Source organism: Streptomyces sp. NPDC015032 (genome assembly GCF_043080425.1).
Classification (GTDB): Bacteria; Actinomycetota; Actinomycetes; order Streptomycetales; family Streptomycetaceae; genus Streptomyces.
Genome location: NZ_JBIBVN010000001.1, coordinates 353,402 through 378,427, shown reverse-complemented (window position 1 = coordinate 378,427; position 25,026 = coordinate 353,402). Strand labels below are relative to the sequence as shown.

The following is a 25,026-nucleotide window of genomic DNA, read 5'->3' as shown; positions in this document are numbered from 1 at the left end:
AGAGGTGACCGTGGCCACTCGTCCGTGCGACGGCGCGGACGGCTGCGCGTTTTCCTCAAGGCCGCGCCAAGCGCACACCCGTCCATGATGTGACTAATTGCTCTATCTCTTTCAGCTGGTGCGAAAGCGGGAAATGAGCTGAATGAAGGCCCGGGAGGGCGCCTGTGCCAGAGGGCGGGGTGGTTCCCGCCCGGCTCGGTGCATCCGATCGACCGACAGGCGCTGCGGGCACCTCGCGCGTCCCGTGATTCCGCAGGCGACACAGAGCGAACCAAGGGCTCCTCCCGATATCCGAACGATTCCGCGGCAGCACTCCGCGGTCCGCGGGACGCCCTGCCATGAGCCAGCAAGCCAGCAAGCCAGCAAGTCAGCAAGCCAGCAAGCCAGCAAGCCAGCAAGTCAGCAAGTCAGCCAGGCAGTCAGACAGCCGGGCGCACACCACACACGGAGGTCCCATGCTGAGGGTGGAGCACCCGGAGGCGAGCTGGGTACAGGTGAACCTGGCCCCGCGGTCGAGTGCGTGGCCGGGCCTGTACGCCTGGATCGCCGACACCGCGCGCGACCTCCTCGACGCGCACACCGCACGTGCCTTCTTCTTCATGCACAAGCCGCCGGGCCTGCGCATGCGCTTCCAGGCGTCCGGGGCGGACGACGCCGTAGGGCTGCGGGTCGAACTCCTCGGCCGGCTGACGGAGTTCGGCGGGCTCACCGCACCGCCGGTGTGCGCGGTGTACGAGCCGGAGTCCTACCTCTTCGGCGGCCCCGCCTCCATGCCGTGGGTGCACGGGGTTTTCACGGCGGACTCGCTGGCCTGGCTCGACCACCACGCCCGGAGCGGGGGAGGCGGCGAACAGGCCCCGGCCGACTGGCGGTTCTCGCTGGCCCTGCTGCGCGAGATGTTCGATGGTCTGCACATCGTCGGCTGGGAACACCGCGGTGTCTGGGAGGCGGTGCGCACGGACACCGGACGCGGCCTCGCCGATGGCCTTCGGGACGCCGGGCTCCGCCGGGCGGCCCAGGACATCCGTGACTACTGGGAACGGCCTCGCGCGCGGCTGCTCGACAATGTGCCCGAGGAGCGGCGCGCGGCGCAGGAGCTCCATGGCGAGGCGGTGCGCAGGGCCGCGGACCGCTGGCGCACGGGCTACTTCGAGTCCGGCGACGCGGTGAGCGGCCCGCGCCGGGCCGCCGCCCACGCCGTGATCTTCCACTGGAACCGGGGACGGCTCTCGCATGCGCGGCAGAGCCTGGTCACCGAGGCCCTGGCCGGGTACGGGGCGGTGGACTGACATGACCAGGGCCCGGAACGGCACCGGTCCCGTCGAACCGGGCGCCGGTCCCCGTACCCCTGCCCGTCGCGATGTGCCCGGCGGCCGCGACGCCCTGTACGGGGGCGCCGGTGGCCGCCGAGGCCATGCCCAGGCTGCCCTTCGACCGTACCGCCGAGGAACTGGCGGCAGCCGCTGCCGTCGCGCTCACCCAAGACGTCCCCGGAAACACCCGCACCCCGTGCGGGCGTTGCCGGGGCGGTCAACCGCGCCCAGGTGGATGTGAAACGTCCACCGCCGAGTTGAACGGAGCCACCCGGACCGGCCCGGGTGGCTCCCCGCCCCGGAGGCCGCCTCGGACCCTTTCCCGGGTGGCCTCCCGCCCCGGACGCCGCCTCGGGCCCTTTCCCGGGTGGCTTCCCGATCCGGAGGTCCGATGACCCCGCACGGCCACGACCCGAACCATCCGGCTCTCGACATGTCCCGCCAACTCCTCGACGGCTTCCCGGATACCGGGGGCGCGACGCCCGACCCGGGCATTCCGGTACTGGCCTCCGTAGTCGCGGACACGGACGACCCGGCGGCGGTGGCGAGCGCCGCACGCGCGGCGGCGGCGTGGGCCCGGACCGTCGGCCGCGGTGCGTGTCATTCCGGGCTGTACGACGGCGGGCTGGCCGGAACCCTCGTCGGCCTGCGGCTCGGCGCCCGGATCCACCCGCCCCTGCACCGTGCCGCCGACCGGTTGCGCGACCATCTCCTGGACAAGGCGTGGACGCGTCCCTGGCGGACGGTCGACGTCGGCCTGCCCGACTACGACCTCGTCAGCGGGCCCTCCGGCACGCTGCTGGCGCTCTGCGCCGGGACCTCGCAGCCGAGGCGGGGCCAGCTCATCCCCTTCACCGTTCACCTGACGGAGCTGTGCGACAGCGGCGACCTGCGCCGACTGCGCATCGGCCGGTACTCCAACCATCCGCGTCTGGGCTGGTTGCACGGCCGGGTGAACACCGGAATGGGCCATGGCGTGGCCGGGCTCGTCGCCGGGCTCACCGCCGCGGTCCGCCGCGTCGGCCCGTGGCCGGAGCTGCTGGACGCCCTGCGCGGCGCGACCCGCTGGCTGGTCCGGCAGTCCTTCGACGACGCCCGGTCCATCCGGAGCTGGGACGGCGCCGGGCTCGACGGAAGCCCGCCGCCCGCCGGGGCACGGGTCCGCCAGGCATGGTGCTACGGCACCCCCGGCGTCGCCTGGGCGCTGTGGGACGCGTCCGACGCGCTGGGCGACCAGTCGACGGCCGACTGGGCGGCGGCCGCGTTCTGTACCCTCGCCGAGCGGTACGACGAGGACTTCCACCTCTTCGGCGACCCCCTGACCGACCGGCTCGGACTGTGCCACGGAGCCGCGGGCGTGCTGGCCGTGGCGGACGCCTTCCACCGGTGGGCCCGCCTGCCGGCCGCCACGACGCTCCGCGACCGCCTGACCGAGCACCTGAGCAGCAGGCTGCCGGAAGCCCTCGCCCCGGGCGCACCCCGGTGCGTCCGGACCTCTCTGCTCGACGGAGCCCCGGGCGCCCTGAGCGCCCTGCTCACCGCCACCCACGACACCTCGCGCGACTGGCTGCCCTGCCTCGGCCTGCGGTAGCGGGGCGACATCACCGCCCCGCGGGCCGCCACCGCGCCGCGCCACCGCCGCGCCGCACGGTTCGGCTGCCGCCGCCTACAGCTTTGCCCAGGGCTACCTGCGTGACTGGGCCCCGCTGAGCCGGGCAGACGGCCTCTCTGCTGCCAACCGTGCACGCACGTGCGGTTCTCAGAGCAGCGACCCGTTCGTACCCATGCCCGACTACGTTCCGAACGACTCGTGCGATGAGTTCCCCTTCGCCGGCTCGTTCGAGGGGGGAACCGACGGTGCCCAGTGCGCAGACATCCTCCCCCTGTACGAGAACGGCCAGTGGATGATCTACGAGGCCCGCACCGACAAACCGGTCACCTACAACGAGCCGTGCGTGCGCGGCCACGTCGCCCTGGACTCCAACGAGTCCGCCGGCGGCAAGTACGGTGCGTTCGTGAAGAGCCAGCGCGTCCTCGACACCGAAAAGTACAACGTCAACATCGTCGCCTGACGCACATCACAGCACCACGGCGGGGCCCTGAGGACGATCCCCGGGGCCCCGGCCCGTAGCAGCCAAAGGAGATACACGTGCAAGACTCCACGACCAGGCCGTGGGCATGGGCCGGAGATCCGCGCGCCGTGATGTGGTGCGTGACGTTTACGCGCGGCATCACACCGGAAGACGTACTCGCCCGGTACGGGGCTGATGCACGAGCCGCTCAGTTCCTCACCCGACAACAAGCCGACCATCTGAATGACAGCAGCTTGCCAGAGGGCTCGGTGCTGCGTGCTGGGGCGCTGGGTGCCTGGTCGTTCTGCTCTGAGGACTACGGGGTGATGGGCGCGATGCCAGGCCCTCTGTCCGCTCTGTCTCACGGCAGGGAAACCTTCAGCGTCCTGCGAGGAGGGGACGGCACGAACGGCTTCGCTCACTGGCGTGACGGACAGTGCACCGAGCGGTTCGAGCCCGGCTTCACCCACACCAAACCAAAGCCTCCGCACCCCTGGTGGGATGCGGTCCAGGAACGGCTCGACGCAACAGGTGAGGAGTACCCCGGCCTGGTTCCCTTGCTGGAAGCGGTAGCCCACCACACCGGAGCCGTACTCGACACGGGCACCCTCAGCGGCCCCCTGCTCACCCTGCGACTCGAAGACAGTAGCCGGACCCCGGACCCGCCACCACCCCCTCACCCCCGGCCGCCAGGGCGCATCCTGGGCCGGCCTGCCCTGCCTGGATCGCCTCCGCAGCCTGCCATCCGGCGCACGCCCAATGCTCCCATCACCCCTCACACGCACGGTGCTGAGACCGAGAAGTAGAGAGGACCATCCCTATGCCGGCTCGGACTCGGCCCCTGGTGCTCACCGCACGGAAGTGATGATCTGGCTCACACGTCCGCACGCTCCGCAGCCCGCTCGCCCGAGGGCCGCCCTCCCCCCGGGGGGCAGCGCCGGGGGCCGACCATTAGCGTTGTCTTTTCCGGAGAACTACTGGGACCCCCAGCTGTGGCGGCGGTCCGACCCGCGCCAGACCTGTCGGGGATGCCGCCCGGAGGTCAGGCGGGGATGTCCCCGGCCTTGACAGCTGCCGTGAACGATGACCAGCAAGCTGCGGAGAAGACTGCCGCGGGCCCGTGAGGGTTCTTGGAGTCGCGGACCGGGATGCCTGACGGGTAGTTGTCCAACACCTCGACGCAGCTGCCGGATTCGGGTCCGCTGTAGGAGGACTTGCGCCAGCCTGCCAGCACTGACGCGTTCGGGAGGGTGTGGTCAGTCATGATGTCCGTAGTCCTTAGCTGTCGTTCGCAGCATGGCGAGTGACTCTTTCAGCGGCAGTGCGTCGCTCAGTGCGAGATCGTAGATGCCCTGCAGTCGTGCGACAACGGCCGGGGAGTCGTGGACCTTGCCGATAGACAGGCCCTCGCTGTAGGCGGCCGGTGGCTGGTCTTCAAACGACATGAGCGACACCATGCCTTGGCTGATCGGGTGGATGCCGACGCTGAGGGGCAGGACATGCACACGCACCCGCCCGCTCTCAACCAGGCGGATGATGTGCTTGATCTGTTCGACCATGATCTCCGGGGTACCGACCAGACGCCGTAATACCACCTCGTCCAACAGCGCCCACACTACGGGCGTTACCGGATCGGCGAGGATCTTCCCGCGCTCAAGCCGCGTGACGACGTGCCTGTCACGTTCTTCGTCGCTCCTGGGAGGGAACGTCGAGCCGAGAACCGCACGCGCGTATCCCTCTGTCTGGAGGATGCCTGGCACGAAGTTCAGGCCGAACTCCCTGATCATCGTCGCCTGTTGTTCGAGCTGGCGTGCGGGTTCGAAGTAGTCGGCAATCGTGCGTCATCCCTGCCGGGCAGGAAGCTGCTCAGCACGTTCCCCGTATTCAGGGCCTTGTCCAGGCGCTGCGCGTCCTCCGGGGACGGGATGCGGCGCCCCGCCTCGATGTGCGAGATGTGCGACCGCGTCATGATCGCCGCGTCGGCCAGCTGCTGCTGTGTCAGGCCTGCCGCCTCGCGCTGCGCCTTCAACCAATCGCCGTAGGTATTACTCATGGCCAACTCCCGTGCGACAACGGTTCCGTCACCCGAAACCCCCTGGCGAGCCTAGCCCGGCCCGTCTCACTCTGTGAGTGGATCGCTACACAGAGGTGGATCGTCCAGGCATCGACCGCTGTCATCGCGATGGGACCGGCCCCTGGAGGCCGGCCGCGAACGCGTAAGACCCCCGCGACCGCTGTGCACGGTCCGGGGGCATGGCCTTCAACCTCAACGGAGTTGACGACGTGCTGCACCGTATCCGCCGTATCTTCGAGCCGCTGCTACGGCTCCTCCGGCCCGCCCAGGGGCGTCACCGCCCCACGGAGCCGTACCCCACCGCGCCTCCGCCAGACGTATGCCCCACGCTCGACCGGCGCCCCGATCCCATGCTGCGGGGCGAGGACAGCCCTCTCGTACGCCCGTACCTGGTCGCCCACGAACGGTGCGAGGAGGTGCGTCTCCGGCGGGCGCGACGGAGGACGTTGTGGCTTGCCGTGCATGGCATCGACATCGGGCCACGTCCGATCCACGGCATCGAGGTGCGCGCGTGATCTCCCGGCCCCCCGACGCCTCGGCACGACTGCTTCCGTGGGCCGGCCCGGAGGGCAAGCCCTGCTACGTCATCGGTGACGGGACCGGATACGTTTCCCGCGTAGCCGACAACATCGAGAGCGTGCAGCTCGGCATGGCTCTCGAACTGCTCGGCCACGCCGACGACATGCTCGACGACCGCCAGGTCACTTCGGCGCAGCTCCGCTATGTCGTGGCCCGCATGGCCGAGGCCCTGCGCGATGTGCACCGGATCGCCCGGAGTCGTGGCGACCGGCTCGCTGCCGCAGCCTGTGACGGGAGCAACTCGCCCCGGTCGCGGGACTGAACCGAGCACGGGGGCACCGACCGCCGCCCGGCGCACCCGACCGCCCGGCGCGCCCCTCACCTCCCCCGCAGCGCGAACCACAGCTCCGTCCGTACGTCCATGTCGTCCAGGTCCGCGTCCAGCAGCGCCGCGCACCGGGCGATGCGCTGGCGGACCGTGTTGCGGTGGACCCGGAGGGCGGTGGCCGTGCGGTCCCAGCTGCCGTGCAGGCTCAGCCAGCAGCGGAGGGTCTCGGTCAGCGGCTCGGTGAGCGGCGCGAGGAGGGCACGGGCATGGGCCTCGGCCTGGTCGGGCGGGATCAGGGCGGTCAGGCCGAGACCGGGGCCGGTGCGGTGGTGGGCCAGCGGGGTGCGGGTGGCCATCGCGCGGCCCAGGGCGCGGGACGCCTGGCCGTCGGCGAGGTCGAGCGCGGTGATGGGCGCGGGGGCGGAGGCGCCGAGCGTCCAGCCGGGCTGCGGGGTGATCCGGTCGCCGCCGGGGACCAGCACCCTGACGGCGTCGCCGCCCCGGCCCGCGTCGACCAGGGCCGAGCCCAGGGCGGCGCCCAGCGCGCCGTCGGCCAGCGGGTCCACCGGGCCGCCGTCGCTGCGGCGCGCGTGCACCACCGTCCACCGCTCGGCGCCGCCGAGCAGCGGGGCGACGTCCTGCGGGTCCGCGCCCAGCAGCAGCCGTACGAGGGCGGCCGACCGGCCCGCCGCGTCGGTGCCCTGGTGCGGGGCGACCAGCAGGGAGAGCAGGACGACCGCGACCCCGGCGATGGTGTGGTCGCCCGCCTCGCGCCGGTCCGTCGCCAGTGCCAGCACGAGACCTTGGCCGCCGCCCAGCGCGTACGCGGACAGGTGCGCGTCCCGCACCGTGTCGGTGGCGGACGCCGGCGCGGGGCGCGTCACGGCGCAGACCACCCGGGTGAGCCGGGCCAGCGCCGCGCCGACATCGGGGGCCGGGCGGTGGCCCGCCGCGTGCAGCTCCTCGCCGTCCGCGGCGAGCAGCACCGCCCGGCCGCCCAGCCGGCCCGCCAGCTGGTGCAGCACCGCGGGGACCGGGTCGGGCCGGGCCGCCGCCGTGGCCAGGGCCTGCTGCGCCCGGGTCACCCGCCGCAGCTCGCGGTGCCGGGCCTCGGCCATCAGCCGCCACACCGCCCGCGCGATCGCCGCGAACGGGGTCTCGGGCTCCACCTCCAGCAGCGGCAGACCGTGCCGGTCGCACGCCTCGGTCAGTGCCTCCGGCACCGTGTCGAACACCGGCGTCACCCCGAAGCCGAGCGCCGCCGCTCCCGCCTCCACCAGCCGGGCCACATAGGCGTCCGGGTCCCTGAGCAGTACTCCGGCGCTCAGCAGCAGCTCACCGCCGAGCAGATACGGGTACGGGTCGGCCATCTCCGAGGCGTGCACCCACAGCAGGTCCGCCTCGGCCGGACCCGCGATCCGGCGCAGCCCGAGCTCCTCATGGGCGAGCAGCTCGGTCAGCCGGATCGGGGGCGTGAGGGGAGCGGAGGGAGTGGGGGGAGTGGGAGGGGTGAGCCCGGTCAAGGCTTCCGGCATGGACGGTCCATCCATCGGTGACTGCGATTGTGGATGAAACGTACACTTCAGTGCCGCCTGCGGGTCGCTTACCGTCTTCACCACGTATGACGTGCGCGCATGTGACACAGGGCGCGCACCGCCTCGGTGTCACCACGCATCGCAGCAAGAAGCGTCACCGCGCATCTCAACGAGAAGCGTCACCACGCATCGCAACAAGAAAGGCACCCTTCATGAGCAGCAACGAAACGCCGCGCGGCCCCGTCGACTCCTCCCGCATCCCGCGGTACGCCGGACCCGCGACGTTCGCCCGGCTGCCCCGCCTCGACGAGGTCCCCGCCGCCGATGTCGCCGTCGTCGGTGTGCCTTTCGACACAGGTGTCTCCTATCGCCCCGGTGCCCGTTTCGGCGGCAACGCGATCCGTGAGGCGTCGCGTCTGCTGCGCCCGTACAACCCGGCGCAGGACGCCTCGCCGTTCGCCCTCGCGCAGGTCGCCGACGCCGGTGACATCGCCGCGAACCCGTTCAACATCGACGAGGCCGTCGAGACGATCGAGGCCGCCGCGGACGACCTCCTCTCCACCGGCGCCCGGCTGATGACGCTGGGCGGCGACCACACCATCGCGCTGCCGCTGCTGCGTTCCGTCGCGAAGAAGCACGGCCCGGTCGCCCTGCTCCACTTCGACGCCCACCTCGACACCTGGGACACCTACTTCGGTGCCGAGTACACCCACGGCACCCCGTTCCGCCGCGCCGTCGAGGAGGGCATCCTCGACACCTCCGCGCTCTCCCACGTCGGCACCCGCGGCCCGCTCTACGGCAAGCAGGACCTGGACGACGACGCCAAGATGGGCTTCGGCATCGTCACCTCCGCGGACGTCATGCGGCGCGGTGTCGACGAGGTCGCCGACCAGCTGCGCCAGCGCATCGGTGACCGGCCGCTCTACATCTCCATCGACATCGACGTCCTGGACCCGGCGCACGCGCCCGGCACCGGCACCCCGGAGGCCGGCGGCCTGACCTCCCGCGAGCTGCTCGAAATCGTCCGCGGGCTGTCCTCCTGCAACCTGGTCTCCGCCGACCTGGTCGAGGTCGCCCCCGCCTACGACCACGCTGAGATCACCTCCGTCGCCGCCTCCCACACGGCGTACGAGCTGACGACGGTCATGTCCCGCCAGATCGCGGAGGCCCGTTCGCAGTGAGCCACGACCACCACGACGAGCGGCCGCAGCTCACCCCCGAGCAGATCGCGGCCGCCCTGAACCCCCCGGCCGGACGCAACGGCGGCGATCTCGTCGTCGAGACCCTCCAGGGCCTCGGCGCGACCACCGTCTTCGGCCTGCCCGGTCAGCACGCGCTGGGCATGTTCGACGCGCTGCGCCGCTCCTCGCTGACGTACCTCGGCCTGCGGGTCGAGAACAACGCGGGCTTCGCCGCCGACGCGTACGGCCGGATCACCGGCGAGGTCGCGCCGCTGCTGCTCTCCACCGGGCCGGGGGCCCTCACCTCCCTCGCCGCCCTCCAGGAAGCGGCCTCCGCCTCCGCCCCCGTCCTGGCCATCTCCAGCCAGATCCCGACCGCGGGCCTGGGCGGCGGCCGCCACGGCTACCTGCACGAACTGCGGGACCAGAAGGCGTCGTTCCGCGATGTCGTGAAGTCGGTCCACACCGTCCGCACGGCCTCCCAGATCCCGTCGGCGATCGTCGACGCCTGGGAGTCCGCGCTGACCGCCCCGCACGGACCGGTCTGGATCGAGATCCCGCAGGACGTACTCCTCGCCGAGACCACGCTGCCCGTCGTCACGGCGATGGACGCCACCCCGCGCGCCCTGCACGCCCGCCCCGAACTGACCGCCGTGGCAGCCGGTCTGCTGTCGGGGGCCGAGCGTCCGGCGATCATCGCGGGCGGCGGAGTCGTACGGTCCGACGCCTCCGGCAAGCTGCTCGCGCTCGCGGAGAAGATCGACGCACCCGTCGTCACCACCTTCGGCGGCAAGGGCGCCTTCCCATGGGAGCACCCGCTCTCGCTCCAGTCCTGGCTGGAGGACCGGCATACGACGGACTTCCTGGAGTCCGCCGACGTGCTGCTGGTCGTCGGCTCCGGACTCGGCGAACTCTCCTCGAACTACCACACGTTCGCCCCGCGCGGCCGGGTGATCCAGATCGAGGCCGACGCCGGCAAGCTGGAGTCCAACCACCCCGCACTCGGCATCCACGCCGATGCCCGCAACGCCCTGGCCGACCTCCTCGACGCGGTCGGCCGCCGCGCGGACCCGTCGGCACCGGACCGGGTCCGCGCGGTCCTCGCAGCGGTACGCGACCGGATCGCCGGCCAGGAACTCGCCCTGGAACAGCGGCTCGTCGCCGCGGTCCGCCAGGCGCTGCCCGACACGTCCCCCAGCTTCTGGGACATGACGATCCTCGCCTACTGGGCCTGGTCCGCCTTCGACGCCCGCCGCCCGAACACGATGCACTCGGCCCAGGGCGCGGGCGGCCTCGGCTACGGCTTCCCGGCCGCCCTCGGCGCGGCGGCGGCCGACCGTACGAAGCCGGTCCTGGCGGTCTCCGGCGACGGCGGCGCGATGTACTCGATCGCGGAACTGGCCACGGCCCGCCAGTACGACCTCCCGGTCACCTGGCTGATCGTCGACGACGGCGGCTACGGCATCCTGCGCGAGTACCTGACGGACGCCTTCGGCGAGACCACGGCGACGGAACTCGCCCGCCCCGACTTCGTCGCCCTCGCCGAGTCCTTCGGCGTCCCGGCGGTCCGTACGACCCCCGAGGCGCTCGCCGACGACCTGGCGAAGTCCCTCGCGGAGCCGGGCCCCTCGGTGGTGGTGCTCCCGGCCCTGCTGAGGATGTTCGGGCCGACGCATCTATGAACACGAACCGTCCGCGGGCAACTTCCCGCCCCGTGCCCCCGGTTGCCGGGGGCACGGGATGGCTCAGAGCCTGTCGGGTGACCTCTGATCGGGCGGCCACGCCCTGGCACGCACGCTTCCCGCGTTGCCGAAATGCCCAAGTAGCTCCATCCCCAAGCTCTCAGCTTCGTTCGAGCAGGGGAGACCCCATCCAAGGACATCCCGGCGCCTTGGAATCGCACGCACCAGACCGCGTCCGCTACCCGATCGAAGGTCACCCGACAGGCTCTCAGCGGCCTGCGGTCTCCGCCCCGGTCTTCGCGATGGCGTCCAGCTGCGCCCGCCGGCCCCGGAGGAACTCCTCCTGCTGCGCGGGGCTCAGCGCGGCCGGCAGGTCCCTGGCCGAGGGCATCAGGTCCGGGATCGACCTGAAGACGGCTCCCGCCGCGGCGCCGCGGCCACGCAGCCGGGCCCAGTACAGGGACTTGCCGACCGTGTGCAGAGGCACGGTCATCTCCGTACGCGGTCTCTTCGCGGCCTTCTGCCTCGACTCCTCGCGCCCCAGCGCGCGGAACCCGATGTCGCCGAGCTGCTGCAGCACCTCCAGGGCGGCGTACAGCTGCCCGCAGAGATGGGCGTCGGTCGGCCGGTCGTCCGGCATGGTCCCTCCTCGTTCCGCCCCGTTCCGATGGCGGAGGCCATGCCTACCCGGCCCGCGCGGCCGGGGAACACCGGCTTACGCCGTACAACCTTTCCGCCCGTCGGAAGTCATCAGTGTCGGGTGCGCCGGGGGGGCGCACCACGCGAATCCAACCAGGGGGAAAAGCCCTATGAAACAGACCGGTACATCCCGAATATCCGGCCGCGCGCGGGGCGCGCTGTCCCTCGCCCTCGCCGCAGGCGTACTGGCACCCGTCGTGCTCGGCGCCGCGCCCGCCGTCGCCGCGACGCCGACGGTGAGCTGCACCTCCGGCAAGGCGGGGCTGGCGGCCAAGCTGTCGAAGGACATCACCGCCGCGCTCAAGGGACGGAAGTCCACGACCGCCGTCGCGCTCTACGACCGGACCACCCAGACGAACTGCTCCCTGCGGGCGACGACGACGTACGACTCCGCCAGCGTCGTGAAGGCGACCGTGCTGGCGACGCTCCTCTGGGACAACAAGAAGCACAACCGCTATCTCACCCAGCGCGAGATCGACCTCACCACCGCCATGATCACCAAGTCCGACAACAACGCGACCACCAGCCTGTGGAAGCAGCTCGGGGCGGCCAAGGTCAAGGCGTTCCTGAAGGCCGCCGGGATGACGCACACCGTGCCCGGCTCCGGTGGCTACTGGGGGCTGACCCAGATCACCGCCCAGGACGAGCAGCGGCTGCTGACCCTGCTGACCGCCAAGAACTCCGTGCTGAGCGACAGCGCGCGGACGTACGAGCTGGACCTGATGCGCAAGGTCGTCTCCTCCCAGCGCTGGGGCACGCCCGCCGGCGCGCCGTCCGGAGTGACCGCCCAGCTCAAGAACGGCTGGCTGCCCCGCGCCACGCATGGCTGGCGGGTGCACAGCACCGGCGCGTTCACCGGCAAGGGGCACGACTACGCGATCACCGTGCTCACCCATGACAACAAGACGATGAACGACGGCATCGACACCATTCAGGCCGTCGCCCGCGCCGTCCACAAGGACCTCAGTCCGGTGGCCGCCGCGAACGCGACCATCGCCCCGCCCGCCGCCCCGCAGGAAGCGGTGCCCGCGGTGCCGGAGGCTCCGGCGGTACGGATGCTCACCGCGACGCCGCAGCCGTAGCGGACGCGTCCGCGGCCGTCCCCGGCCGCCCGGACGCGGCACCGCCCGTCCGGGGCCGGGGAAGGCCCCGGACGGGGAAGGCCCCGGACGGGGGAGGCCGGGGAGGCCGTCCCGGTCCGGACGGGGAGAGGCCGGGGAGACCGCCCCGGTCCGGACGGGTGGGCACGTCCCGCCGGTTCGGCGCAGCCGGGCGTAGGCCGGCCGGCGGACCGTACTACGCCGAAGGACCCGTCTTTGTGACGGCGGGATGAAATCCGCTGCCCACCGCGTTGGTGCCATCCGGTAGACCAGGTCGAACGGGAGGCACCGGTGACGGAAGCAGAGGGCGCGGAACGCACGGTGCGGGCACCGGGCTGGGCCCGGCGGCTGAGCGGTTACGCGTGGCGCTACCGGCGCAATGTGCTGCTGGCGCTCGGTTCGTCGCTCGCCGGCATGGCGGTGCTGGCCCTCGTCCCGCTGATCACCAAGGTGATCATCGACGACGTCGTCGGCGACCACACGCGGTCCCTCGCCGCCTGGACCGGGCTCCTCATAGCCGCCGCCGTGCTGGTGTACGTGGCCACGTACATCCGCCGCTACTACGGCGGCCGGCTCGCCCTCGACGTACAGCACGACCTCCGTACCGAGATGTACGGGACGATCACCCGCCTCGACGGGAGGCGCCAGGACGAACTGTCCACCGGGCAGGTCGTCGGGCGGGCCACCAGCGACCTCCAGCTGATCCAGGGGCTCCTGTTCATGCTCCCGATGACCATCGGGAACGTGCTGCTCTTCCTCGTCTCGCTGGTGATCATGGCGTGGCTCTCGCCCCTGCTCACCCTGGTCGCGGTCGCCGTCGCCCCCGCCCTCTGGTACATCGCCCGCCGCTCCCGCGCCCGTCTCTTCCCCGCCACCTGGTACGCCCAGGGGCAGGCCGCCGCCGTCGCCGGGGTCGTCGACGGGGCCGTCTCCGGGGTCCGGGTCGTCAAGGGGTTCGGACAGGAGGAGCAGGAGACCGGCAAGCTGCGCGAGGTCGGGCGGAAGCTGTTCGCCGGGCGGCTGCGGACGATCCGGCTGAATTCCCGCTACACCCCCGCCCTCCAGGCCGTCCCCGCGCTCGGCCAGGTCGCGATGCTGGCCCTCGGCGGCTGGCTCGCCACCCGCGGTGAGATCACCCTCGGCACGTTCGTCGCGTTCTCCAGCTACCTCGCCCAGCTCGTCGGCCCGGTCCGGATGCTCGCCATGGTCCTCACCGTCGGACAGCAGGCCCGGGCCGGCGTCGAACGCGTACTGGAGCTGATCGACACCGAGCCGACCATGAAGGACGGCACCAAGGAACTCCCGGCCGACGCCCCCGCGAGCGTCGAATTCGACGACGTACGGTTCGGCTACGCCCGCAACGAGGACCCCGGAGACGGAGCCTCGGACCGTCCCGTCCTTGACGGGTTCTCGCTGACCATCGAGCCCGGTGAGACCGTCGCCGTCGTCGGAGCCTCCGGCAGCGGCAAATCCACCGTCTCGCTGCTGCTGCCCCGCTTCTACGATGTGACGCACGGCGCCGTCCTGGTCGGCGGCCACGACGTCCGCGAGCTGACCCAGCAGTCCCTGCGCGCCGCCATCGGCCTCGTACCGGAGGACAGCTTCCTGTTCTCCGACACCGTCCGCGCCAACATCGCCTACGGGTTCCCGGACGCCACGCAGGAACAGATCGAGCAGGCGGCCCGCGCCGCCCAGGCCGACCGGTTCATCGCGGACCTGCCCGAGGGCTACGACACCAAGGTCGGCGAACACGGACTCACCCTCTCCGGCGGACAGCGCCAGCGCGTGGCGCTCGCCCGCGCCATCCTCACCGACCCCCGGCTGCTCCTCCTCGACGACGCCACCTCCGCCGTCGACGCCCGCGTCGAGCACGAGATCCACGAGGCGCTCCGCCAGGTGATGGCCGGGCGGACGACCCTCCTGATCGCCCACCGCCGCTCCACCCTCGGCCTCGCCGACCGGATCGCCGTCCTGGAGCACGGCAGGCTCGCCGACATCGGCACGCACGAGGAGCTGGAGCGCCGCTCCGCGCTCTACCGGCGGCTGCTCACCGACCCGGACGAGCTGGGCGGCACCTCGCCCGGACACCAGCCGTCGGCCGTCGCCGATCCGGCCCCCGAGGACGACCGGGCGCTCCAGGAGGAACTGGACGCCGAGTTCGACGCCGAGCGCGGCATCAGCCCGCACCTGTGGGTCCGCAAGGACGAGCCGCACGACACCGGGGCGGCCGGCATGCCCGCCACCCCCGAGCTGCTCGCCCAGGTCGAGGCGCTGCCGCCGGCCACCGACACACCCGGCATCGACGAGGCACGGGCCGTCCGCGCCGAGCAGTCCTACGGACTGCGCAGACTGCTGCGCGGCTTCGGGCTGCCGCTGCTGGTGAGCCTGGCGCTGGTGGCCGTGGACGCGGGCGGCGGGCTCCTGCTGCCCGTACTGATCCGGCACGGCATCGACCAGGGTGTCTCGCAGCTCGCCCTCGGTGCCGTCTGGGCGGCGTCCGCGCTGGCCCTGGTGGTCGTGTTCGTGCAGTGGGCGGCCCAGATCGGCGAGACCCGGATGACGGGCCGCACCGGCGAGCGGGTGCTGTACTCGCTGCGGCTGAAGATCTTCGCGCAGCTCCAGCGGCTCGGCCTGGACTACTACGAGCGCGAGCTGACCGGCCGCATCATGACCCGGATGACGACGGACGTGGACGCGTTGTCGACGTTCCTGCAGACCGGTCTGGTCACGGCCTTCGTCTCCGTCGTCACCTTCTTCGGCATCATGGTCGCGCTGCTCGTCCTGGACGTGCAGCTGGCCCTCGTCGTCTTCGCGACGCTGCCGGTGCTGGTCATCGGTACGTTCTTCTTCCGCCGCAAGAGCGTCCAGGCGTACGAACTGGCCCGGGAGCGGATCAGCGCCGTCAACGCCGACCTCCAGGAGTCCGTCTCCGGGCTGCGGATCGTGCAGGCGTTCCGCCGCGAGCGCGACGGCGCGGACCGGTTCGCGGGGCGCAGCGACCACTACCGCGAGGCCAGGGTCCGCGGTCAGTGGCTGATCTCGGTCTACTTCCCGTTCGTGCAGCTGCTGTCGTCGGTGGCCGCGGCCGCCGTTCTGATCGTCGGCGCGGGCCGGATCGACAACGGCACGCTCACCACCGGTGCGCTGGTCGCGTACCTCCTCTACATCGACCTGTTCTTCGCCCCGGTGCAGCAGCTCTCCCAGGTCTTCGACGGCTACCAGCAGGCCACCGTCTCCCTCGGCCGCATCCAGGAACTCCTGCGGGAGCCGACCTCCACCGAAGCCCCGGACGAACCGCTGGACGTGCTGTCGCTGCGCGGCGAGATCGCCTTCGAGGACGTGTCCTTCGCGTACGGCTCCGGCGACGACGCGGAGGACGCCCTCACCGCCGTCGACCTGCGCATACCGGCCGGTCAGACGGTCGCCTTCGTGGGCGAGACGGGCGCCGGGAAGTCCACCCTCGTCAAGCTCGTCGCCCGGTTCTACGACCCGACGGGCGGCCGGGTCACGGTGGACGGCACCGATCTGCGCCGCCTCGACCTCACCGCGTACCGGCACCGGCTCGGAGTCGTACCGCAGGAGGCGTACCTCTTCGCCGGTACGGTCCGCGACGCCATCGCCTACGGGCGGCCCGAGGCCACCGACGCCGAGGTGGAGGCGGCGGCGCGGGCGGTCGGCGCCCACGACATGATCGCCACCCTGGACGGCGGGTATCTGCACGGGGTCGCCGAGCGGGGCCGCAACCTCTCGGCCGGACAGCGTCAGCTGATCGCGCTGGCCCGCGCCGAACTCGTCGACCCGGACGTCCTGCTGCTCGATGAGGCGACCGCCTCCCTGGACCTGGCCTCCGAGGCCCTGGTCAACCAGGCGACCGACCGCCTCACCGGCCGCCGCACCACTCTGGTCGTCGCCCACCGGCTCACCACCGCGGCCCGCGCCGACCGGGTCGTGGTGATGGACCACGGCCGGGTCGTCGAGGACGGCGCGCACGACGAACTCCTCGCCCGTGACGGGTACTACGCCGCGTTGTGGCGCACGTTCATCGGGGAGGACGAGCCCGCGGGGGTGTGAGAGACGGGCCCGTCCACCGGTTCACCCGCCGATGACGCAGATCTGGCCGGTCCGCAGTTGATTCATGCGGTGGCGATTCGGTGGCCCGGGAGGCGGGGCGCGCCGGGTGCAACCTCCGGATGGCCTCCTGCGTCGTACACATGTATGTGCATGTGCCGAATAAGGGCACATGCGTTCGATCGGATGATGGGGCGGCTGGTGACCAGAGAGACCGGAAGAGCCGGCGGGAGCGAACGCGGCGGGCCACGCGGGACGCTTGTACGGCTGTTCGTCCCGCCGCTGGTGGCCGTCGGTCTGGTGCTGACCGGTGCTGCGGTGAGCAGCGCCGACGCCGCGACGGCCTGCACCGGACGACCCGTGAAGACGGTCTCGTTCAAGACCGGTGAGCTGCGCGTCTTCAAGACCCGCTCCTATGCCTGCGCCGTCGCGGTCGCCAAGAAGCCGGGGTCGCGCCGCCCGATGTCCGTGACGCTCCAGCCGCGCGGCGGCAACCCCGTCGTCGACAGCGGCCGGTTCACGAAACAGGCCGGCCCGGTGACGGTGCACGCGCTGAACCGGTGCGTCCGGGCATCGGCCACGATTTCCGGAAAGTCCGGCTCCACGGGCTGGATTCTCTGCTGACGCACCCGCCCCGTTTTTTTCCCCGTACCAATCCCCGTACCAACAGGGTCTGGCGGCACAGGTGTTGCGCCGCTAGGTTCACGACGAATGTTGTGAATCATGGGGAGGGTGCATGCGCAAGGCGCTCAGAGGGTTCCTGTCGCTCGCGGTGCTCATCGGCACGGTGAGTGCGACGGGCGCCTCGGCCGGGGCGGCCACCGCCGCCGAACCGACCGCGTTCCGGAATGCGGCCGGCAGTGACAGCGGCACGAGCACGGACATCAAGGACCGCATCCTGGCCATCCCGGGAATGAGTCTCGTCGAGGAGAAGCCGTACGACGGCTACCGCTACTTCGTCCTCGAATACACCCAGCCGATCGATCACCGGCACCCGTCCAAGGGCACCTTCCAGCAGCGCATCACCCTGCTGCACAAGGACACCTCCCGCCCGACGGTCTTCTACACCAGCGGCTACAACGTCTCCACGAACCCCAGCCGTTCCGAGCCGACCCGGATCGTCGACGGCAACCAGGTCTCTCTGGAGTATCGGTTCTTCACCCCGTCCCGCCCGGCACCCGCCGACTGGTCCAAGCTCGACATCTGGCAGGCCGCCAGCGACCAGCACCGCGTCTTCACCGCGCTGAAGCAGATCTACAGCAAGAACTGGCTGACCACCGGCGGCTCCAAGGGCGGCATGACCGCCACCTACTTCGAGCGCTTCTACCCCGAGGACATGGACGGCGTCGTCGCGTACGTCGCGCCCAACGACGTGGTCGACAAGGAGGATTCGGCGTACGACCGGTTCTTCGAGAATGTCGGCACCAAGGAGTGCCGCGACAGGCTGAACGGGGTGCAGCGCGAGGCACTGGTCCGCCGCGAGCCGCTGGAGAAGAAGTTCCGGGAGTACGCCGCCGCGAACAGCTACACCTTCAAGACGGTCGGCTCGCTCGACCGGGCGTACGAGGCCGTCGTCATGGACTACGTCTGGGCGTACTGGCAGTACAGCCTGCTGTCCGGCTGCGACACCATCCCCGCCGACGCCGAGAACGCCCCCGACCAGGCGATCTGGGACTCGATCGACTCGATCTCCGGATTCTCCGCCTACACCGACCAGGGCCTGGAGAAGTACACCCCGTACTACTACCAGGCGGGCACCCAGCTCGGTTCGCCGGACATCAAGCAGCCGTGGCTCGGCAAGCTGAGCCGGTACGGGTACCAGCCGCCGCGCAACTACGTGCCCCGCTCCATCCCGATGAAGTTCCAGCCGTCGGTGATGCGCGACGTCGACAACTGGGTGAAGCACCACGCCCACCGCATGCTGTACGTGTACGGGCAGAACGACCCGTGGGGCGCGGAGCGCTTCCGGCTCGGGGCGGGCGCCCGTGACAGCTACGTCATGACCGTGGCGGGCGGCAACCACGGCTCCAACGTGGCCGGGCTCGCCGACGACGACAAGGCGAAGGCCACCGCGGCCATCCTGCGCTGGGCGGGCGTCGCCCCGGCCGCGGTGCAGGAGGACCCGGCGAAGGCGAAGCCGCTCGCGAAGTTCGACGCGCGGCTCGACAAGCGGGACGTGATGAACGAACGCGGGCTGCGGCCGTAACCGCTCCCCGCTCCACCGGGTCGTGCCGGGGAAGGGGCTGCGCGGGTGCGCAGCCCCTTCCCCGGGCCTTCTCCGGTGCCGCGATCGCAGGGGCGTTAATACGTCAGCCCGTAGCCGACCGGGTACAGCACCCGCGCCGGATCGTCCGCGCGCTGCACCGGCACCGGCAGGGTGCCCTCGGGTTCGGCGTGGCCCGCGATCACCCGGGCGGCGGCCCGCAGTTCGACATCGGTCCAGGAGTACGTGGCCAGGTTCGCCGCGAACCCGGTCCCGGCCAGCTGGGCGATGTCGTACGGATTGCGGATCGCGACCGTGATCACCGGGACGCCGGTCGCGGCCAGCGCGCTCACCAGGGTGCGCTGCGAGCCGGCCGCCGAGACGTTGTACGTCCCCACGATCACCGCGTCCTTGCCCTGGGCGGCCGCCACCGCTTCGTCGATCTTCGCCCCGGTGGGGGCGGTGCCGGTGGACAGCGCGGTGGCCGTGTGGCCCAGTTCGCCGAAGGCGGTGGCCAGGGTGGTGGTCGGCGGTCCGGTGGTGCCGGACGGGGAGGCCGGGTCGGCGCCGACCACCAGCAGGTTCTTGTGGGAGCGGCGGGAGAGCGGCAGCACCGCGCCGTCGTTGGCGAGCAGCGTGGTGGTCCGCTCGGCGATCCGGTCGGCGGCGGCGAGATGGGCCCGCGTCCCGACGGTACGGTCCACGCCCTTGTGGCCGACGAACGGGTCGTCGAACAGTCCGAGCTTCGTCTTCAGCCGCAGGATGCGCAGGATCGATTCCTCGATCCTGGCCTCACTGATCTCACCGCTCTTCACGGCCTCCAGAACGGCGTTCCAGGAGAGGTCCAGGTCCGGCGGGTTGAGCAGCTGGTCGACACCGGCCTTCAGCGCGAGTACCGGAACGCGCTCGTCGCCGTACTTCGTCCGCACGCCCTCCATGCCGAGCGAGTCGGTCACCACGACGCCCTCGTAGCCGAGCTCCTCGCGCAGGATGCCGGTGAGGATCGGGTGGGACAGGGTCGCCGGGTCCTCCGCCGGGTCCAGGGCCGGGACGACGATGTGCGCGGTCATGATCGAGTCGATGCCCGCGGCGATCGCGGCCCGGAACGGCGGCTCGTCCAGCTCCGCCCACTGCTCCCGGGTGTGGCGGATGACGGGCAGGCCGGTGTGGCTGTCGGTGTTGGTGTCGCCGTGGCCCGGGAAGTGCTTGGCCGTCGAGGCGATGCCGCTGCTCTGATACCCCTTCACCTGGGCGGCGACCATCCCCGCCACGGACTGCGGGTCGGAGCCGAAGGAGCGTACGCCGATCACCGGGTTGGCCGGGTTGACGTTGACGTCGGCGTCCGGGGCGTAGTTCTGGTTGATGCCGACCGCGGCGAGTTCGGCGCCCGCGATCTGCCCGGCCCGGCGGGCGTCGGAGCGCGAACCGCCCGCGCCCAGGGCCATCGCGCCCGGCATCAGGGTGGCGGGCGCGCCGACGCGGCAGACGATGCCGTGCTCCTGGTCGGTGGAGACGAGGAGCGGCAGGGGAGTGGGGCCGGCGAGACCGGCGCGCTGGATGCCGTTGGAGAGGTCGGCGATCTGGTGCGGGTCGCGGGTGTTGTGCGCCCAGGCGAAGTAGATGATCCCGCCGACGTGGTACTTGGCGATCAGCTCGGCGGCGGTACGGACCCCGATCTCGGCCATGTTGGCGTCGATGTCGGTCTGGTCGGGCTCGGTGGCGGAGTGCCCGTACACCCGCATCACGAAGAGCTGCCCGACCTTCTCCTCCAGACTCATCCGGGAGATGAGCCGCTTGAGGCGACGGGTGGTGGCGGCTGAGGTGTGGTGCCCGGCACCGGGCCCGCTGCTCGCGGACCTCTCGGCGGCGACGGCGCCGGGGGCGAGGACCCCGCCCGTGACGGCGACTGCGGCGGCCGCGGCGGTGGCGGTGAGGAGGGTGCGTCTGGAGGTGCGGTGGTGCACGTGAGCTCCTTCGGCCGTACTCGGGGGACGAGAGGGGGGTGGTGAAAGAAACTTCCAAGGAGCACGGATATACAGAAAATAACTTCCGGTCAAGGGTCTGGACCGTTTCCGGCCTGTCCGCTGCTTGCGGGGGCGCGGGCGATCCGGTCCCGTCCGGCGATCGGGGCCCGGTGCCAGGGCCCCCGCCGGCCCCCTACCTCAGCCCCACCGCTGCCCCGTGCGCCTGGAGCGCCGACACCGCCGCCGTGATCGCGGGCCGCCGGGCCGCCTCTGTGCGCCACAGCGCGTACAGCCTGCGTACCGGTACCGGATCGAGCGGCACCGCCACCACGCCCGCGGGCAGCGGCCCCCGCCCCAGCCGGGGGATCATCGCGACCCCGAGACCGGCGGCGAGCAGGGCCAGTTGGGTGTGGTTCTCCTCCGCCTGATGCCGGATGTCGGGCTCGTACCCCGCCGCGCGCAGCGTCCGTACGAGCCAGTCGTGGCAGACCGTCCCCGGCGGCTGGCAGATCCACCGCTCCTTCGCGAGTTCCTCGCGCCGCACCGAGTCCCGCCCGGCGAGCCGATGGCCCTCGGGCACCAGCAGATCGCACCGGTCGTCCCCGACCACCGCCTGCGCGACGCCCTCCGGGGCGGGCAGCGGGGCGATGTCCCAGTCGTGCGCGACCGCCAGATCGATCACGCCTTTGGCCACCAGGTCGACCGAGAGGTGCGGATCGACCTCGGTCATCCGGACATCCAGGGCGGGGTGGTCCCGGTCCAGCCCGGCCAGCACCCCGGGCAGCAGTCCGCGCGCCGCGGACGCGAACGCGCCGATCGACAGCCGCCCGGTCGGCAGCCCCCTGCGCTCCTCCAGCGTGGTCTCCGCGCGTTCCACGATCGCCAGCAACTGCTGGGCCGTCGCGGCGAGATGGAGCGCCTCCTCGGTCAGCGCGACACCACGCCCGCGGCGTTCGAGAAGTGTCGTACGGGTCTCCCGTTCCAGCTTGGTGATCTGCTGCGAGACCGCCGACGGGGTGTAACCGAGCGCCGTGGCGGCGCCCGCGACGGAGCCATGGACGGAGATGGCGTGCAGTGCGCGCAGCCGGGACAGATCGAGCACCGGAACCTCCCGGACGTAGGATCTCGCGATTCATTAGCAACACTCAATTCCACCATGAAGAAATCCGTGCTGGTGCTACATGGTCGGTGCGGGTGATCCTCGCTGCATGCGTCCCCTCCACATCGCCCTGGCCGCGCTGGTCGCCGCCGTCTGGGGTGTCAATTTCGTCGTCATCGAGATCGGCCTCGGGCACTTCCCGCCGCTCCTCTTCTCCGCCCTGCGCTTCCTGGTCGCCGCGCTGCCCGCGGTCTTCTTCGTCGGCCGGCCCAAGGTCGCCTGGAAATGGATCGTCGGCGTCGGGCTGGCCCTCGGGGTGGCGAAGTTCGGGCTGCTCTTCATCGGCATGGACCGCGGCATGCCCGCCGGCCTCTCCTCCCTCGTGCTCCAGGTCCAGGCGGTCTTCACGGCCCTCTTCGCGGCGCTCGCTCTCGGTGAACGGCCGGGCAGAATACGGGTGCTGGGGATGGGAGTGGCTCTCGCGGGCATCGGGGTGGCGGCGGTCGACGAGGGCGCGGGCGGACCAGTACTCGCCTTCGTCCTGGTGATCGCGGCGGCGGCCTGCTGGGGCGTCTCCAACGTACTGACCCGCAAGGCCGCCCCGCCCGACTCCCTCAACTTCATGGTCTGGGTCTCGACCGTCCCCGTGCTCCCGCTGCTCGGCCTCTCCCTCCTCTTCGAGGGCTGGGACCGCGACGCCGACGCGCTCGCCGCGCTCGACTGGAGCGGCGTCGGCATCATCGTCTACGTCGCCTGGATCACCACCGTCTTCGGCTTCGGCGCCTGGGGCTTCCTGCTGCGCCACCACCCGGCCTCGTCGGTGGCCCCGTTCACCCTGCTCGTCCCGGTCTTCGGAATGTCCTCGGCCGCGCTGTTCCTCGGCGAGTCGGTGAGCCCGCTGCGGTGGTGCGCGGCGGTGCTGCTGGTGGGCGGGGTGGCCCTGACGTCGCTGGCGGGGGGACGGCGGGGCCGGGCGGCGGTGACACCCGCGGCGGACCTGGTCGGCTCCGAACCGGTCGCGGCCGGGCGGTAGCCGCCGCGGGTTTCGTAGGCTCGTCCGGGTGAAGACGATCGTGTTCGACATCGGCGAGACCCTCGTGCGCGACGATCGGTACTGGGCTTCCTGGGCCGACTGGTTGGGTGTCCCTCGGCACACCCTGTCCGCGCTCGTCGGCGCTGTCACCGCGCAGGGCCTCGACAACGCCGAAGCCCTCCGCCTCCTGAAGCCCGGCATCGATATCGCGGCCGAGTACGCCGCACGCGAGGCCGCCGGGCACGGCGAGCACCTCGACGAAACCGACCTGTACAACGATGTACGTCCCGCGCTCGGCGAGCTGCGGGACCTCGGCGTGCGGGTCGTCGTCGCGGGCAACCAGACAGTGAAGGCCGGGCAACTGCTGCGAGCGCTGGATCTGCCGGCCGACCTCGTCGCCACCTCCGGGGAATGGGGCTGTGCCAAGCCGAACCCTGAGTTCTTCACTCGTGTGCTCGATGTCTCCGGGGCCCTGGCCCGGGAAACCCTTTATGTGGGCGACCATCCCATGAACGATGTCTTCCCTGCCCGTGCGGCCGGTCTCCGCGCGGCACATCTGCGCCGCGGGCCGTGGGGGCACCTGTGGGCCGACGATCCGCGGGTGCATGAGGCCGCGGACTGGGTGATCGACTCGCTCATGGATCTGACCGCAATCGTCAGCGAGTAGGCACCAACCCCATTCCCGCCCCCGTTCAGTGACTGCCCGGATACGGTCAGGTCATGTCCGTCGACTCCTTGCGAGAAGTCGGTGAGCGGATCGCCGCCCGCAGACGGGCGCGCCGCCTCACCCAAACCGGCCTCGCCACCGCCTCGCACGTCTCCTACGCCACCGTTCGAGCTGTCGAGCGCGGGGCCCGACGCCCCAGCGACGAGGTGCTCGAAGCGCTCGCCGCTGCCCTCGCGGTGGACGCCACGCAGCTGCGTACGGGATACGTCGGAACCGAGCGCCGCGTGCATCAGGCCCTGCCCGCACTGTCCGCGGTGATCGCCGGGTATGACATCCCGCAGGGTCCTCCGACCCGTGGCCACGCCGAACTGGCCGTGGCGGTCGACGAGGTGGTCGACTGGCGGCTCGGAGCACAGTACGGCCGGATCGCCACGGAGGTCCCCGCCCTGCTGTGCGACGTCATCAGGTACGTCCACACCGCACGGGCCGCCGAGCAACAGACGGCGGCCCGGATGCTGGTCGCCACCGCACGCGCGGGCGACGCGATCGCCTTCAAGTACCGGGAGCACGACCTCTCCGCCCGGCTGATCGACCTGATGCGGTGGGCCGCCGACCGTGCCGCCGACCCCCTCGTCCAAGCCGCCGCTGCGTACGTCCGAACCGAAATCTTCTTTGCCGCTCGGGCCCATGCCGTTGGTCTCGCCGCGCTGGAGCAGGCTATCCACGCGGCTCCGGCACCGTCGTCCCGCTCGGCCGCTGCTGCTCGCGGCGCCCTTCACATGCGGGCAGCCGTGATCGCCGGACGGGGTGGAGATGCGAACGGAGCCGACACCCACCTGACGCATGCCCGGCAGCTCGGTGACCAAGTCGCGCGCGAGGGCGTCTACCTGGGCACTACCTTCGGCCCGGACTCGGTCCGCATCCACGAGATGTCCGTCGCCGTCAGCCTCGGGTCGAACCACGTCGATCGTGCGTTGCGCGTGGCCACCGAGTGGATGCCGCCCGCCAGTCTCCCGGCCGAGCGCCGGAGCGGTTTCTACATTGAACTGGCCCGCGCGCAGGAGTGGGCCAACCTCCCGGGTGACGCGTTCGAGAGTCTGAAGGCCGCCCGCGCGGCCGCCCCTCAGCACACCCGCGAACACCCGTGGGCGCGCGAAGTCACCAGCAGCCTCAGGCGGTTCCACCGCGCCGATGCCGAGTCCCTGTCGCACTTCGCACATTGGATCGGTGCCGTCTGAGAACTGCTACACCTTGTAGCAGTTACCTCCCTTCCCTGGGGCCACGCTCTACCTGTCCACACCACACAGGTAGAGGAGGGGCCATGACCGCACTTGGGCTCGTGGCCGGGCGAGTGAGTGTCGCCCGGCTCAGCAGCGCAGACTGCTGGCACTGCGCTGCCGTGGCTCGGCGGCTTGCGTCGGCCGAGGCAGCAGTCCTGAAGGGCTTGGAACGTGTCTGGCCGGCCGTCTCGTGCGGATGCCCGCTCCGG

20 protein-coding genes and 1 pseudogene are annotated in these 25,026 nt (G+C 71.5%); 15 read left to right on the top strand and 6 right to left on the bottom strand.

Annotated features, from left to right (window positions below):
* The first annotated feature begins 455 nt into the window (after window positions 1-455).
* From ACF08M_RS01620 to ACF08M_RS01605, 4 genes are all read left to right on the top strand, one after another.
* Window positions 456-1,289, top strand: coding sequence for a thiopeptide-type bacteriocin biosynthesis protein (locus ACF08M_RS01620; RefSeq protein WP_392183229.1), 834 nt, complete (start codon window positions 456-458; stop codon window positions 1,287-1,289).
* Between the two features lie 415 nt (window positions 1,290-1,704).
* Window positions 1,705-2,904 (top strand): lanthionine synthetase LanC family protein, encoded by a 1,200-nt coding sequence (locus ACF08M_RS01615; RefSeq protein WP_392183228.1) that lies wholly within the window; start codon window positions 1,705-1,707, stop codon window positions 2,902-2,904.
* Window positions 2,905-3,097: 193 nt separating this feature from the next.
* The gene (locus ACF08M_RS01610; protein WP_392183227.1) at window positions 3,098-3,385 is read left to right on the top strand and encodes a hypothetical protein; all 288 of its coding nucleotides are present in this window, start codon (window positions 3,098-3,100) and stop codon (window positions 3,383-3,385) included.
* Between the two features lie 77 nt (window positions 3,386-3,462).
* Window positions 3,463-4,191 (top strand): DUF6461 domain-containing protein, encoded by a 729-nt coding sequence (locus ACF08M_RS01605; RefSeq protein ID WP_392183226.1) that lies wholly within the window; start codon window positions 3,463-3,465, stop codon window positions 4,189-4,191.
* A gap of 236 nt (window positions 4,192-4,427) precedes the next feature.
* Here the strand turns inward: ACF08M_RS01605 and ACF08M_RS01600 are convergent, their stop codons facing one another.
* Both ACF08M_RS01600 and ACF08M_RS01595 read right to left on the bottom strand, forming a co-directional pair.
* Window positions 4,428-4,649, bottom strand: a complete 222-nt coding sequence (locus ACF08M_RS01600; protein ID WP_392183225.1) for a DUF397 domain-containing protein — start codon at window positions 4,647-4,649, stop codon at window positions 4,428-4,430.
* Window positions 4,642-5,438: pseudogene (locus tag ACF08M_RS01595) on the bottom strand (helix-turn-helix domain-containing protein). The gene ACF08M_RS01600 and the pseudogene ACF08M_RS01595 overlap by 8 nt, the downstream one beginning before the upstream one ends.
* A gap of 200 nt (window positions 5,439-5,638) precedes the next feature.
* Here ACF08M_RS01595 and ACF08M_RS01590 point away from each other — a divergent pair.
* Window positions 5,639-5,974: a hypothetical protein gene (locus ACF08M_RS01590; protein WP_392183224.1), complete on the top strand. Its 336-nt coding sequence runs from the start codon at window positions 5,639-5,641 to the stop codon at window positions 5,972-5,974.
* Window positions 5,974-6,300, top strand: coding sequence for a hypothetical protein (locus tag ACF08M_RS01585; protein WP_392183438.1), 327 nt, complete (start codon window positions 5,974-5,976; stop codon window positions 6,298-6,300). Before ACF08M_RS01590 ends, ACF08M_RS01585 begins: the two co-directional genes overlap by 1 nt.
* Before the next feature lie 56 nt (window positions 6,301-6,356).
* On the opposite strand, the gene ACF08M_RS01580 is transcribed toward ACF08M_RS01585, so the two are convergent.
* On the bottom strand, window positions 6,357-7,841 hold the full coding sequence (locus tag ACF08M_RS01580) for a PucR family transcriptional regulator ligand-binding domain-containing protein (protein WP_392183223.1): 1,485 nt from the start codon (window positions 7,839-7,841) through the stop codon (window positions 6,357-6,359).
* Window positions 7,842-8,053: 212 nt separating this feature from the next.
* Between ACF08M_RS01580 and speB the strand changes: the two genes are divergently transcribed.
* Both speB and ACF08M_RS01570 read left to right on the top strand, forming a co-directional pair.
* Complete coding sequence (gene speB / locus ACF08M_RS01575; RefSeq protein ID WP_392183222.1) at window positions 8,054-9,022, top strand: agmatinase; 969 nt, start codon at window positions 8,054-8,056, stop codon at window positions 9,020-9,022.
* Entirely contained in the window at window positions 9,019-10,704 is a 1,686-nt protein-coding gene (locus ACF08M_RS01570; RefSeq protein WP_392183221.1) for a thiamine pyrophosphate-binding protein, read from the top strand. Before speB ends, ACF08M_RS01570 begins: the two co-directional genes overlap by 4 nt.
* A 268-nt stretch (window positions 10,705-10,972) precedes the next feature.
* On the opposite strand, the gene ACF08M_RS01565 is transcribed toward ACF08M_RS01570, so the two are convergent.
* On the bottom strand, window positions 10,973-11,344 hold the full coding sequence (locus ACF08M_RS01565) for a hypothetical protein (protein WP_392183220.1): 372 nt from the start codon (window positions 11,342-11,344) through the stop codon (window positions 10,973-10,975).
* Window positions 11,345-11,513: 169 nt separating this feature from the next.
* Between ACF08M_RS01565 and ACF08M_RS01560 the strand changes: the two genes are divergently transcribed.
* The 4 genes from ACF08M_RS01560 to ACF08M_RS01545 all read left to right on the top strand — a co-directional run bounded on the left by ACF08M_RS01560 (window position 11,514) and on the right by ACF08M_RS01545 (window position 18,777).
* Window positions 11,514-12,485 (top strand): serine hydrolase, encoded by a 972-nt coding sequence (locus ACF08M_RS01560; protein WP_392183219.1) that lies wholly within the window; start codon window positions 11,514-11,516, stop codon window positions 12,483-12,485.
* Window positions 12,486-12,794: 309 nt separating this feature from the next.
* Window positions 12,795-16,574, top strand: a complete 3,780-nt coding sequence (locus ACF08M_RS01555; protein WP_392183218.1) for an ABC transporter ATP-binding protein — start codon at window positions 12,795-12,797, stop codon at window positions 16,572-16,574.
* A 198-nt stretch (window positions 16,575-16,772) separates the two neighbouring features.
* Window positions 16,773-17,195: a hypothetical protein gene (locus ACF08M_RS01550; RefSeq protein ID WP_392183217.1), complete on the top strand. Its 423-nt coding sequence runs from the start codon at window positions 16,773-16,775 to the stop codon at window positions 17,193-17,195.
* Window positions 17,196-17,307: 112 nt separating this feature from the next.
* On the top strand, window positions 17,308-18,777 hold the full coding sequence (locus ACF08M_RS01545; RefSeq protein ID WP_392183216.1) for a S28 family serine protease: 1,470 nt from the start codon (window positions 17,308-17,310) through the stop codon (window positions 18,775-18,777).
* A 95-nt stretch (window positions 18,778-18,872) separates the two neighbouring features.
* On the opposite strand, the gene ACF08M_RS01540 is transcribed toward ACF08M_RS01545, so the two are convergent.
* Together ACF08M_RS01540 and ACF08M_RS01535 are read right to left on the bottom strand one after the other, a co-directional pair.
* A complete protein-coding gene (locus ACF08M_RS01540; protein WP_392183215.1) occupies window positions 18,873-20,738 on the bottom strand; it encodes a glycoside hydrolase family 3 protein in 1,866 nt (621 codons plus the stop codon).
* Window positions 20,739-20,931: 193 nt separating this feature from the next.
* On the bottom strand, window positions 20,932-21,840 hold the full coding sequence (locus tag ACF08M_RS01535; protein ID WP_392183214.1) for a LysR family transcriptional regulator: 909 nt from the start codon (window positions 21,838-21,840) through the stop codon (window positions 20,932-20,934).
* Window positions 21,841-21,946: 106 nt separating this feature from the next.
* On the opposite strand from ACF08M_RS01535, the gene ACF08M_RS01530 reads away from it, so the two are divergent.
* Genes ACF08M_RS01530 through ACF08M_RS01520 form a run of 3 tightly spaced genes read left to right on the top strand, consistent with a single transcriptional unit; the run spans window position 21,947 to window position 24,775 of the window.
* Window positions 21,947-22,870, top strand: coding sequence for an EamA family transporter (locus ACF08M_RS01530; RefSeq protein ID WP_392183213.1), 924 nt, complete (start codon window positions 21,947-21,949; stop codon window positions 22,868-22,870).
* A gap of 28 nt (window positions 22,871-22,898) precedes the next feature.
* On the top strand, window positions 22,899-23,537 hold the full coding sequence (locus ACF08M_RS01525; protein ID WP_392183212.1) for an HAD family hydrolase: 639 nt from the start codon (window positions 22,899-22,901) through the stop codon (window positions 23,535-23,537).
* A gap of 53 nt (window positions 23,538-23,590) precedes the next feature.
* On the top strand, window positions 23,591-24,775 hold the full coding sequence (locus ACF08M_RS01520) for a helix-turn-helix domain-containing protein (RefSeq protein ID WP_392183211.1): 1,185 nt from the start codon (window positions 23,591-23,593) through the stop codon (window positions 24,773-24,775).
* Window positions 24,776-25,026: the final 251 nt, after the last annotated feature.